Annotated in this window: 18 protein-coding genes; all 18 read left to right on the top strand. The window is 38.2% G+C overall.

What is annotated here, in order from left to right; all coding sequences use genetic code 11:
- A partial coding sequence (locus tag Q0625_RS08465) for an RtcB family protein (RefSeq protein ID WP_298825818.1) occupies positions 1-263 on the top strand: 263 nt, incomplete at its 5' end.
- 130 nt (positions 264-393) lie between these two features.
- Positions 394-1,446, top strand: a complete 1,053-nt coding sequence (locus Q0625_RS08460; protein WP_298825816.1) for an ankyrin repeat domain-containing protein — start codon at positions 394-396, stop codon at positions 1,444-1,446.
- Between the two features lie 84 nt (positions 1,447-1,530).
- Positions 1,531-2,109 carry an SMI1/KNR4 family protein gene (locus tag Q0625_RS08455; RefSeq protein WP_298825813.1) on the top strand — a complete coding sequence of 193 codons (579 nt, stop codon included), beginning with the start codon at positions 1,531-1,533 and terminating at the stop codon, positions 2,107-2,109.
- A gap of 88 nt (positions 2,110-2,197) precedes the next feature.
- Complete coding sequence (locus Q0625_RS08450; RefSeq protein ID WP_298825810.1) at positions 2,198-2,902, top strand: DUF4272 domain-containing protein; 705 nt, start codon at positions 2,198-2,200, stop codon at positions 2,900-2,902.
- 47 nt (positions 2,903-2,949) lie between these two features.
- Complete coding sequence (locus Q0625_RS08445) at positions 2,950-3,342, top strand: DoxX family protein (protein ID WP_298825807.1); 393 nt, start codon at positions 2,950-2,952, stop codon at positions 3,340-3,342.
- 243 nt (positions 3,343-3,585) lie between these two features.
- Positions 3,586-4,161, top strand: a complete 576-nt coding sequence (locus tag Q0625_RS08440; protein WP_298825804.1) for a hypothetical protein — start codon at positions 3,586-3,588, stop codon at positions 4,159-4,161.
- A gap of 125 nt (positions 4,162-4,286) precedes the next feature.
- Positions 4,287-4,940 (top strand): hypothetical protein, encoded by a 654-nt coding sequence (locus Q0625_RS08435; RefSeq protein WP_298825801.1) that lies wholly within the window; start codon positions 4,287-4,289, stop codon positions 4,938-4,940.
- A 12-nt stretch (positions 4,941-4,952) separates the two neighbouring features.
- Positions 4,953-5,570, top strand: a complete 618-nt coding sequence (locus Q0625_RS08430) for a hypothetical protein (protein WP_298825798.1) — start codon at positions 4,953-4,955, stop codon at positions 5,568-5,570.
- A gap of 12 nt (positions 5,571-5,582) precedes the next feature.
- Positions 5,583-6,965 carry an SMI1/KNR4 family protein gene (locus tag Q0625_RS08425; protein WP_298825795.1) on the top strand — a complete coding sequence of 461 codons (1,383 nt, stop codon included), beginning with the start codon at positions 5,583-5,585 and terminating at the stop codon, positions 6,963-6,965.
- A 100-nt stretch (positions 6,966-7,065) separates the two neighbouring features.
- Complete coding sequence (locus Q0625_RS08420; protein WP_298825792.1) at positions 7,066-8,448, top strand: SMI1/KNR4 family protein; 1,383 nt, start codon at positions 7,066-7,068, stop codon at positions 8,446-8,448.
- Positions 8,449-8,563: 115 nt separating this feature from the next.
- Positions 8,564-8,770 carry a hypothetical protein gene (locus Q0625_RS08415; RefSeq protein WP_298825789.1) on the top strand — a complete coding sequence of 69 codons (207 nt, stop codon included), beginning with the start codon at positions 8,564-8,566 and terminating at the stop codon, positions 8,768-8,770.
- Between the two features lie 11 nt (positions 8,771-8,781).
- Positions 8,782-9,186: a protein-export chaperone SecB gene (locus Q0625_RS08410; RefSeq protein ID WP_298825786.1), complete on the top strand. Its 405-nt coding sequence runs from the start codon at positions 8,782-8,784 to the stop codon at positions 9,184-9,186.
- A gap of 1 nt (position 9,187) precedes the next feature.
- Positions 9,188-9,730, top strand: coding sequence for a hypothetical protein (locus Q0625_RS08405; RefSeq protein WP_297973921.1), 543 nt, complete (start codon positions 9,188-9,190; stop codon positions 9,728-9,730).
- A 45-nt stretch (positions 9,731-9,775) separates the two neighbouring features.
- Complete coding sequence (locus Q0625_RS08400) at positions 9,776-10,309, top strand: methylated-DNA--[protein]-cysteine S-methyltransferase (RefSeq protein WP_298825783.1); 534 nt, start codon at positions 9,776-9,778, stop codon at positions 10,307-10,309.
- Positions 10,306-10,491, top strand: a complete 186-nt coding sequence (locus Q0625_RS08395; protein ID WP_298825780.1) for a hypothetical protein — start codon at positions 10,306-10,308, stop codon at positions 10,489-10,491. The genes Q0625_RS08400 and Q0625_RS08395 overlap by 4 nt, the downstream gene beginning before the upstream one ends.
- A gap of 11 nt (positions 10,492-10,502) precedes the next feature.
- Positions 10,503-11,006 (top strand): DUF4375 domain-containing protein, encoded by a 504-nt coding sequence (locus tag Q0625_RS08390; RefSeq protein WP_298825777.1) that lies wholly within the window; start codon positions 10,503-10,505, stop codon positions 11,004-11,006.
- A complete protein-coding gene (locus tag Q0625_RS08385; protein WP_298825774.1) occupies positions 11,003-11,470 on the top strand; it encodes an immunity protein in 468 nt (155 codons plus the stop codon). The genes Q0625_RS08390 and Q0625_RS08385 overlap by 4 nt, the downstream gene beginning before the upstream one ends.
- Before the next feature lie 79 nt (positions 11,471-11,549).
- Entirely contained in the window at positions 11,550-12,002 is a 453-nt protein-coding gene (locus tag Q0625_RS08380) for a hypothetical protein (protein WP_298825771.1), read from the top strand.
- The last annotated feature ends 66 nt before the right edge of the window (positions 12,003-12,068 follow it).

Here is a 12,068-nt window from a genome sequence, read left to right as displayed (position 1 = left end):
TGCGCGGCAAAGGCAATGCCGAGAGTTTCGATTCGGCTTCACACGGGGCAGGGCGGGCTTTCTCGCGCAATGAGAGCAAGAACCGTTTTACCAGTTCCGACATCAAAAAAGCCCTCAAAGCCAAAGATATTACCCTCATCGGAGGCAATGCCGAAGAAGCCCCTATGGCGTATAAGAACATAGAAACCGTAATGGCTTCTCAAAGCGATTTGGTAGCTATCATCGGTACTTTCCAACCAAGAATTGTACGTATGGACAAGTAGTTAATGAGCTAATTAGCCAATGAGTCAATTAGTAATTAGCTCATTAACTCATTGGCAAATTAGTAAATTATTTTTATCTTTGTCCCTGCAATCATTAAGCATTGACAATTAACCATTAACAATTAAGAAAGTGGCCAAGAAAAAGAAAACCCTACCAGCAAACTTCTACGAACTGATAGAAGCCAAAGATTTAGATGCGCTAAAAGCGGTGTTCAACGAATGTGAGCTAAACGCTTATGACCGTCGTTCGTTCAAGACCCCTGCGCTTTCTTTTTATAAGATTCCGTTGGAGCTAATGGACTGGCTCATTGCCCAAGGAGCAGATATCAATGCGAGAGATGAATACGAATGCACCCCATTGCACTATCACGCCCAAGTAAATAATATAAAAAAAGTAGCGTTATTATTGGAAAGAGGTGCTGATATAGAGGCGCAGGACAGATACAAGAAAACCCCTCTGCTCTTTGCTGAATACCACGCTGAAGTAGCTGAGTTACTCCTTGAAAAAGGTGCTAACATCAATGCCAAAGACGATAGGGGGCATAATGTAATAGAGCGTACACTCATAACAGCAAGGGGAGGCTATTTGCCCAAAGCCCTCAAGGCTATCAAAATATATTTGAATGCTGGATTGAAGCCTACCAAATATGCTAAAGAACGACTGACTATCATAGGTGAAGACTTCGAATTTCGCCGTGCTGATACGGATGCTGAATGGTTAGAAGAAGCAGATGCTGCCCTCCAAGAACTATACAAACTCTTTGATGTGCCTCCTGTACCTCGCCGTATACAACACGATGGCAAATCTGCTATTATACTGGCAGGGGATACGTGGGAAGAACGTTACGAGCAGGCGTGGACACTCTTGGTGCCCAGTAGTGGTAGCGCAATTACGGTACAAGGTGAGGTAGTACGTATAGCAGGTAGAGTGAATGATGAACTTTTTCGCAATGCTATGGGCAACTGGAATAAGGAATACCGCAAGATGCTCACTGCCATTAGCGGTTACCTGCAACAAGGTAATCCCCTCTCGGAGAGTGAACTCGCCGAAGTGGCTGATATTCAAAAGCATATTTTGGAGGATGACGGCACTGGCACCCAACGCCTATGCGAATTGGCGACCGCTTGGGTCGTGCAGAATCCAGAGCCTATCGCTTTGGGGGAAGTGAATTATAAGTATTAGGGGTCAGGTGTTAGCTGTTAGGTGTCAGGCATCCAATTTGTCTGTCCCGTCTTCTATTATTAACAATATCATACAAACCTATAAATGAATAACAATACACCATCTCTTTGGCAGAAGATACAACAATCATTACTTGCCATTGTGCCTTCAATAGGAGAAAGTTTTCAGAAACCTGCTAAGGAGGCTCAAATTAAGGCATTGGAGGATGCCGTAGCGCAACCCCTCCCTGAGAGTTTCAAAGAGTATTTGCGTACTTTCAACGGACAAGAGCAAAGTGATAGCCCCCATTATTTTATGGGGTATAACTTATTGCTTCCCACAGATGAAATTATTGAGACCTACCAAATGCTAGTAGAGGACTTTGAAGGGGAATCTATTGCTGATGAGCTCAATCCTAACAAAATTCAACCTGTATTATGGGATAAAGGTTGGATTCCCTTTACAGATTTTGAAGCGACAACCCGTATTTGCATAGATCTCAACCCTGCTACCAATGGGGTGAAAGGGCAAGTAATTATGCTATACCCTGGGATTGATTACCAAAGTGATGAGGTAGTATTAGCCAATTCTTTTGAAGAGTTCACTCAGAAAATATGGAATATATTAGATGCAAAGGACTATTCTTTTGAAGAGGGTATTATAGAACAAGATTTTTTAATTTAAAAACCACCACACAATGACCTTAGTCGAACAATACGTAGATGAAATGAATTTAGAGGAATAAAATGAAAAACCTCAATATCTAAATCTTATGAATAATAAACCAATTACTGCGCAAGAGCGCAAAAACAGAAGTATCGCAATACTTGTGTCGCAAGGCGTACCTTATATAGAACATTTGCCCTTTCGTTATGAAACAGAGGAAGTAACCCCTCGTGATAAAAAAGAAGTCATAGAGCGGGCGGTATGCTCATTTGCTTCTATAATGTGTGCTTTATCTATCAGTAAAGGTGAATATTCCGAAGAGGATAGAGTATATGCGGAAGATTTTCTTTCGGAAAAATACAATGTCCTTGAGTTGCTAACTCCTATGGAACAGCAGGTGATTGCAGGTACTATAAGTGAGGCAGGAGCTATGAATGCCACTTGGAAATACGAGTCATTATGGGTATTACTATGGGCTCTGGGCATCGTAGAAGAATTATCATTCCCCAATGAGATTTGTGATTGCGATTTGATAATGGATACAATGGGCGAGTTTGAGGGGCTTGATGACTTTATGGCACATACCACCCTGCGCCCCATAGAAGAAATCTTACAAGCCTTAGACTTGCACTATCGTTACCACTGGACAACAGTAAATGCTCGTATATACGGTTCAGACTTAGCAGATTTAGACGAAGATATCGTAATGGAACGCCGTGCAGGTTTAGAATGGTTGTGTTGCAAAGGACAAGAGAACGACAACCTTACTGATACTTACAACGCTTGGGATCACCCTGAATTAGGTACTTAAAATCAATAATTACTTCTTTACTGATGACAAAATACATCAAACTTTTTTTGAGATTCGCAGTAAGTACCTCTATGCTTTCAGCAGTAGCCGATCGTTTTGGCTTATGGGCGGCGAAAATCTCTGTGTGGGGCAATATGGATAACTTCTTACGATACACCCAATCGCTATTACCTTATTTCCCGACTTCCTTGGCCAATGCAGGAGGCTGGATAGCGACCTTGTTGGAAATGGTATTTTCGGTATGCCTATTGTTAGGCTTTAAAACCGAATTGGTAGCCAAGCTATCTGGGGTGCTTATTGCTTGTTTCGGTTTGGCAATGTTCACCTCCGTAGGGCTAAAAGCTACCTTCGACTATTCGGTATGGAATGCCGTTGGGGCTTGCCTCGCTATTAGCTGTTTGAAAGAAAAACATTGGGAGATAGACAGCGTTATAAAGTAAGCGCTGTGAGGGAAAGTGAGCTACAAACTTTATTTATAGTTAGGTACGAGCTACAAGCTCGTGCCAGTAAGGATTACCCTAATTTGAATACTTAGTAATCATATAATATCAAATGATAATGTAGTTTTAAACGAAATACATCTATAACTGAAATAAAATGAGTAATTATAAATTATTAAGAAAAGATTTTACAACAGAAATTGAACGATGTCATTTTGTAGAAGAAGACTAATATCTCAAAAGGTGTATGTAGTCAAGAATATCGATACAGGAGAAGTATTTTCTTCTGGGCGTTATTGTACTGAAAGGAATGTAAATGCAGATTTAAGATCAATACCTGATTTTACAAAATATATTATAGAAACATTAGAAGATGAAGAAGGTGAAAATCAAAATCAAGAAAATCAAGAGAGAAATATTCATAACCAGAATATTCATAGAAATGATGATAAGAAAAAAGCAATAGAATACATTGAGCTAAGAGAGAATAAACTTATAGAAGAATTTGAAGGAGTTTCGTATAGATATCTAAAAGACTATTATCTAACTTTTATTAAAAAAGGGGACTTAACGGATGAAGAAGTTAGACATATTTTAAATATAGAGAATGCTGCTCCAGATATTTTAAAATTAGATAATTTGCATAGATGCTATTCATATTCTTTTTGGATTAAAAAAGCTATTAGAGAAGGTTATTCAGTAGATTTTTTAGGCTCTATACTAAGATATCTATATAAAAATTTTAAAATTACCCTTAAACAAAAGGAATCTGTTAATAATATTTTTACAAAAATCGGAAATTTTCGCTATTTAGATTAATAGTTATATTATAAAAATGACAGAAATGGATAATATGTTCTCCTGTACCACCAAAAAAGTATTATAATTTTTTGAGTAGTACAAGATTTTTATAAGTGAGATCATTTACTTTTCTTGTATAAATAATGAAAATCATCTCTAAATTCAAAGATTACTACGACTATAAAGTCGCTGAATATGGCACGGACGAAAACCTCGTCTATGACCGCCGTAATGGAACGATTGTAGATAGACAGCGTATTTCTCCAGAAGAATCTAACCTTGCCTTGTATTCAACGCTATATGTAGGAAGTGAAGTGGTACATCTTTTTATTACCCAAAATAAAATCTATACCCATTTTGATCTAGTAGATATAGAAAGAAAAAAAAGGAGGTATTATTTTTTTGACGGATACTGTCTAAAATTCCGAGATGGGAAACAATATGAGTATAAAAGTAATCTTTGGTTAGGTTATTTTTCAGATACAGCTGATTTCATTCGTGAGAATAATGGTTTTCATATCAGGGAAGAAACTCATTTGTCTTGGGAAGAACTCTCAAAAATACCGTTACTACTCATTACGAGTGATTATAGAACGAAAAATCGAAAAGTATATATAAACCCTAGTTTGCAGGAACTCGGCGTCTATATCGACCCCGATTTTGTATGGCAACACATTGTGCAGTACCTTTCCGACCTCAAAACCCAAGCCGAGCAATCTCCCGAACTGCCCAATGAGCTGAAAATAGACAGCAAAGGCTTTGACAAAAAACGCTCTTTTCGCCCCAAAATGAAGTAATTTGTTAATTGAATGAACTATCTCAAAGAAATACAAACCCTCAAAACTGAGCTCGCCCTTCCCTTACAGAAAGCCAAGACCCTATTAGAGCAAACTGCAGGTGATATTCCAGCTGCCATAGCCCTCTATCACCAAGAGAATATAGCCGCTATAATGGTAGAAACTGAGTGCGAGTGCTGGGAAGCGGAAAGCGTATATGAGCGTTTCAATCACAATGTTGAGAAGGCTGTAAAACACATTTTTAGTACTTCACTAACTATAAGTGTGGATAATAGGAGAGACACCAGCGAAAGAGGTATGGGCTATATCATCACTGCCTTGGATACTGATCTGAACGTTGTTTCCAAGCGCTCTATCTTTATCCCAATAGAAGATTTTGATCAATATCTTTTAGAAGATTTCAAGTCCGTATTTCCCCTATACCAACCTCAATGGAATAAGATAGAACCCCATTTCAAGGGTACCACTAGTAACCTTTTTGATCCCACCACATGCCAAAAAATCATCACACAACTGCGCCAGCGTACATTTACCGATGAAAAAGTAAAAACCTTTGTGCAGAAGGTCATCACTGATTTGGAGGGAAAACTCTCCACCTGCGCTTATATAGAGGTCTATGGAAATATATAAAAACAAACACAAATGAAAGAACAACTCCACCGTATCCAACAGAAATTAGCCCAAGCCAAAGCTGCCGATAAAAACCTAGAAGTATTCGGAGCCAGCTCACACAAGTACCACCTTAACCCACCTGTAAGTGAGGTGGAAATCCTTGCCTTTGAACAAAAATACGAACTTACCTTGCCTGAGGGCTATCGCGATTTCCTACTTACCATAGGTGACAAAAATGCTGAAAGATTAGAGAAAATAGCAGGTCCTTACTATGGGCTTTTTGATTTTGATAGAGCACAAGAACAATTTCTTCTTGGCGACGGCACTCCTTACCTAAAGGCTCCTTGTGCCCTCTCTCCTGATATGACAGATGAAGAATGGGAGGCTTTTAGCAGAGAACTTTTGGAAGCTGAAATAGCAGAACAAGAAGCCAAGGAAAACCATACAGAATTTCTGTTAGACGATGCTACTTATGAAGCACTTCACGGAAAGGTATATAGCGGTCTCTTACCCCTAGGCTCACAGGGTTGCTCTATGTACCACGCCTTGGTGCTTAACGGCAAATATGCAGGGCGAGTAGTGAATATAGATCTTGATTTGAGAAAACCTAAGTTTGCTTTTGAAACTACTTTCTTGGATTGGTACGAACGCTATTTGGACGAGGTGATCTCTGGCGATTTGATAGGAAACACTTTAGCCCGTTTTGGTTATAATCGTCGTGGCACTATTGAAGTTCTTCTAAATGACTATCAGCAAACTACCGATTTGCAAGAGCAAAAGAACTGTAGGGAAGCTCTTTGGTATAAGAAATTTCCTTTTCTTGCTGAAACGTTCCCCACTATTGAAAAAATCATCAGCTGGAATAAGGAAGATAAGCACTTCTTTATCAACCTTCTTTTGCGCTCTTCTTACCAGCACGCCAAGCCCTATCTAACCACTTTGATAAAGGAGGATTTTGAAAAAGCAGTGGAAATGATATGTTTCTATGCAAAAAAACATTATGCCGACTGGATAGAAGTCGTAAAAGCGCAAATCCCAACTATTGAGGATTTAGATGTATTTAGGCGTGCAAGTTCCATAATCTCTGACTGTCCTAACAGTAATTTTGAGCCTGTTATCGTACCATTTACGCATCATCCTATTGTTCAAATGCGTGAATATGCTTATTATACCCTCTCCAAAAGTTCTAATAGGGAAGCCTTTTTGGAGGTTTTTATCAACGGTCTACAAGATACAGACAATAATGTACTGAGAGCAGTTATCCAAGCTCTATCAGGTATAACTGACGAACGTTTGTTACCCTATTACAAACAAATAGCCAAGCGTTTCCCCAAAGAGAAAGACTATATTCTTAGCAACTTAGAACGCCGCTTAGCTTCTTTTGGGCTCACTATAGAAGAAGCAAGAAAGTAAAAAAACAATTATCTCTTGACTTTTGGATTGAAAAGTTGTATTTTTGCTTCTAATTATAGACTTTTTTGGAAAGGAAAATACCCCCTAACAACTAACACCTATGTATCAAGAACAACTCCACCGTATTCAGCAAAAGCTTGCCCAAGCCAAAGCTGCTGATAAAGACTTAGAAGTATTCGGTGCCAGCTCACACAAGTACCACCTCAACCCTCCCGTAAGCGAGGCGGAAGTCCTTGCCTTTGAAAAGAAATACGGTGTATCTCTACCTAAGGATTACCGTGCCTTTGTACAGACTATAGGTGATGTTAATGCCCAAAAACTAGATATTATGGCAGGGCCTTATTACGGATTGTCTGCCTTTGGAACTCAGGTAGATGACCTTCTTTATGAAGGCTCAGAAATCTATCTTAAAGCCCCTTGTGCCCTCTCACCTGATATGACCCAAGAAGAATGGGAAGCCCTCTCTGATCCGCTATTAATGAGTGAAGAAGATGAAGATGATTTTGAAGAAGATGAGGAAGTAGAGACAACGGAGACAGAAGAGGATTATATCCAGCAGTGTGGAAAAGTCTTTGGCGGACTGCTCCCTTTGGGAAGTCAAGGTTGTACCTATTATCATGCCTTAGTGCTTAATGGCAAATACGCCGGTCGTATAGTGAATGTAGATTTAGACCTCGCACAACCTAAATTTGCCTTTGAAATCAACTTCTTAGATTGGTACGAGCGCTATCTTGATGAGGTGATCTCTGGGCAACTTTTGGACGACCGTCCTACTTGGTTTGGCTACCATCGGGGCGAAGCTGCAGAGGTGCTCCTCAATGAATATGAACACACTACCGACCGCAAAACCCAAACCGACTGCCTTGAGGGGGTATATCATAAAAAACCGCCTTTAGAACCTCCGCTATTAGACAAGATAGAAAAGCTTATCGCCTTAAACAACGAGGATAGAGATTTCTTAATTGAAATTCTTAGCCAATCGTCTTATGAGCGCGCAAAGCCTTACTTGCAAGATTTGGTAACCAAAAAGCCCAAGAAAGTATTTCAGTATATATGGTGGTATGCTCAAGACCACTGTGCCGACTGGGTGCCTGCTGTAAAGGAACTCTTGCCTACTATAAACGATGAGGAAACCTTTAATTTTGCTACCTACCTTCTTGCCGAGACTGAGGATTTTGAGGAAGATATTTTACCTTTTACGGATAATGTAAATCCTCAAATCCGTAGTACAGCCTACTATACACTGGGAAAGAGCCAGAAAAAAGAACAGTACCTCGATACCTTTATCAAAGGACTACAAGAGACTGATAACAAGGTGTTACACACAGTTATACAAGCCCTTTCTGAGATAGATGACCAGCGTCTATTGCCCTATTACAAAGCAATAGCCAAACGTTTCCCCGAAGAGAAAGACTATATCCTTTCCAACTTAGAACGCCGCTTAGCTTCTTTTGGGCTGACTATAGAAGAAGCAAGAAAGTAAAAAAATCAGTTATTTCTTGATTTTTATGGATAAAAGTTGTATTTTTGTGCCCGCTAAGAAGTAATACACTCATTGTATTATGCAAACTATTAATAACCTTTAATTATCTAAGATTATGGCTTCAAAATTGTTAGAAGAATTAAAAGCATATTTTGAAAATACTCCAAGAGAACAAATTATAGCAGATTGGGAGAAAACTAAAGGATATGAGGAGGTGGATCTCACCGCAGATGATTTTTTAGCTTCTATATTCTTTGAAAAAGTAGAAATTATTACTAACATATATAGCCCGAAATTTTCTTCGGGCTTTTTCTTTAACTAAAAAAAAGAATTATGCAACCAGCCTCTTTTTCAATTATCAATTATCAGTTTGACCAGGTACATATTGACCTTAACAACTACAAGAAAGGTAATTTAGGAATTCTTTTTACTACAAAAGGTGTTTTCCTGAAAGATAAGAAGAATTTTGAACTTATTTTTTCGGTTTCTTTACAGCAAGAAAATACAGAACCTTTTGTATATGTAAATTGTAAAGGCCTTTTTGAGTTTAAAAATGTAGAAACTATGGAAGATATACCAGATTTTTTCTATAAAAACAGTATAGCTATTCTATTTCCTTATCTACGAGCCTATCTAAGTTTAGTTACTACTCAGGCTAATGTTCCAGGGATTATTCTTCCCACCTACAACTTATCAGGTTTAGAGGAAGAATTACGAAGCAATACTACAGAAATATAGAATGAAACTAAGAAAAGCTTATCAAACCCTTGAAAATAGAAACAATCCTGATCAAATAGAGGAACAAGGTCCCTTTTTATGTAATCGTAAGAGCGCTTGGTTAGGAGAAGGTTATTATTTTTGGGATTCTTTTATTGAAAACGCTCATTGGTGGGGACAGGAAGGATATAAAAATAACTATGTTATTTGTGAGTCTACTTTTGAATTAGATGAAGATAAGTGTTTTAACTTAGTAGATAATCCTGAACATCTTAAATTATTTGAGTTCACAAAAAAAGCCTTAATAGAACAACAAATACATAATCTTATTGTTCCACGTGTTATAGAATTTTTAAAGCAACGAAAAAACTTTAAATATGAAGCCATTAGAGCAAATGGTATCAATAGCAAAAATGAAAGTAGAACTCCTTTTGTGATAAAAGGTCATCAGTATTTAGAATCATTCCCTGCTATACAGATATGTTTTTTCTCTAAAAAATCCCTTAATAGACGGGGTTTCAAAATTATCTATCCCGAAGAATATGTACAGGGATATGTTGTATAAGTAAAGAGAATGAGAAGTAAAAAACATTAACCAATTGAATATATTTTGGAAAAGAAACCAATCTTCCTCAAGCATATAGAAACCCCTATAGGTACTATGGTTGCCTGTGCTACCGATAAGGGGATCTGTATGTTGGAGTTTTCCGATAGCAAAGTGTTGGAAGCAGAGCTAAAAGATATTGCCCAGCGAGAGAAAACCACGGTTATACAGGGCGAAAGCTCTTATTTTTCGCTTTTGGAACGGGAGCTTAGCGAATATTTTGCGGGCAAGCGTCAGGAATTTTCTATACCACTTCACCCTATGGGAACAGATTTCCAACAGTGTGTTTGGCAGGTCTTACGAACTATTCCCTATGGGCAAACGTGGAGTTACAAACAGCAAGCCCTTGCCTTGGGATCGCCCCAAAGTGTACGCGCGGTAGCCAATGCCAATGGTATGAACCGCATCTCTATTCTCATTCCTTGTCATCGGGTCATTGGCTCCAATGGTACCCTCACAGGCTATGGTGGAGGCTTGTGGCGAAAGAAGTTTCTATTAGAATTAGAGGGAGTGGAAGAAGTGAAGAATGAAACCCTATGAACCTCAAGAAGAAAATAGAAAAACTATGGATAGTTAATAAGACCATAGAACAGTTGGATAGAGCCTTTACTTATGACCAGTATTTAGGCTGTTTGCTAACAGCTTTAGTTTTCCTAACAGCACTCCCTATAGTATTGGTGTTACTTCCCATCCTTTGGATTGTAGTATTATTGAAAAAATAAAAAACAAATAGATGTTACCAGAAATACAATTATCAGAAATAGAAGAAAAAGCAAAACAAGAAGACCCTATGGAGTTCTTATTTGTTTTTATAAATGCTTATATAGACTTAGAACGACAAGGGGCAGACCTCACCGTATCCCAGCAATCGCTATTAGCTTTCAACGATATGTTTCGTGAAATATTCAATGGAGGCTCTATACAGCTTATTATGAATGGTTGTGGGGAGCGTGTTTTTCTTTCTCCCTTGGCTGAATCCTTAGAAAAATGGGGAGCTTATAATATGGCTGATATTGTCAGAAAAGGCAAAGTACTTTATGAAATACACAAAGAAGAAATAGAAGGAGCTGATGATATTTCTGATGAAGAATTTGAAGAGTTCTACGAAAAGTATCCAGAATTTGATGATTTAGACCAAGATTATTGTGATTTTATGGACGACACAGAAGATTCTGAAAATATAAAAAAGTATATATGGGAGCATCTTGATGAGTTTGCCCAAGTAAAGAAACAATGAAAAAATCATTAGAAAACCTTTTAGCCCAGCAAGGTGTCACCTTACTCAATACCCTCTCTAAAGAAGAGCGACGCGCTCGTACGGAAACTATCAAAGCGCGTTATCGCGAGGCAGGTTATGACGATTTGCCGCATGAACTTGTTACTTTCCTTACCATATTCGACGGCAAGGATATCAAACGCAACGACGGTTATATGGCTTTTATTTCCTCACAAAACCTCCCCACTCGCCAAGAGATACTATACTACGAATCAGATGCAGGTATTACCGAGCTTATTCCCTTTGGCGATGTCAATGCCGATGAAGTTCTCTGTATAGATAGTGTAGGGAGTGTATGGGGCGTGGTAGATCTTTCTTCTTGGGCTCCTCGCAAAACCCATTACTATTTCTATGGGGGCGACCTCTATACCGCTATTGAAAATATGATCAAAGGCAAAGTAGAAGAAACAATTATACGACCTTAAAAACCCCAGCTGGCACGAGCTTGGAATCCATACAAATACAATTACATTCTCACATCGAACTCACGTTAAAATAATAAAAATGGGTATACTTAAATCATCTATTCAACCTAACGGACTGAAAGAGGTTAGTTTAGGAAATTCTATAGGAGCATTTGAAAAGCTATTAAGAGATGAATATCAAAGAGGGAATGTGGTTTTTGAATTAGATACCCATTTTCTAATAGTCGTTTTTATGGATAGCATCATCGTAAAAGTCAATTTGTTGTATAATAAAGTAGCTCAGATATCTTTCTATAATAAGTTCTTAGGCAAATTCAATGATATAGGAATAGGGAGTACTTTAGGTGCATTTATGGATACATATCCTACGGCTCAGTACGATGATGATGAGAATTTCTTTTATATTCCTAATTCTATGTATGAGAATATGGCTTTTTTCTTTGAAAACCCTTATTCTTTTGCGCAGGACAACAAGTTAGAGGAAATTACAATCAATGATTCATCTCTATTGGTAATATGTAGTAATACATAAAAAAATCGAATTTATGAAAAACACCCTTTGGCTTTATAAAAATCCTTATCAGATAGAGATAAGAGA

Origin of the sequence: uncultured Capnocytophaga sp. (assembly GCF_938029845.1) — a bacterium.
Taxonomy (GTDB): domain Bacteria; phylum Bacteroidota; class Bacteroidia; order Flavobacteriales; family Flavobacteriaceae; genus Capnocytophaga.
This window is presented reverse-complemented; position numbering and strand designations above follow the sequence as displayed.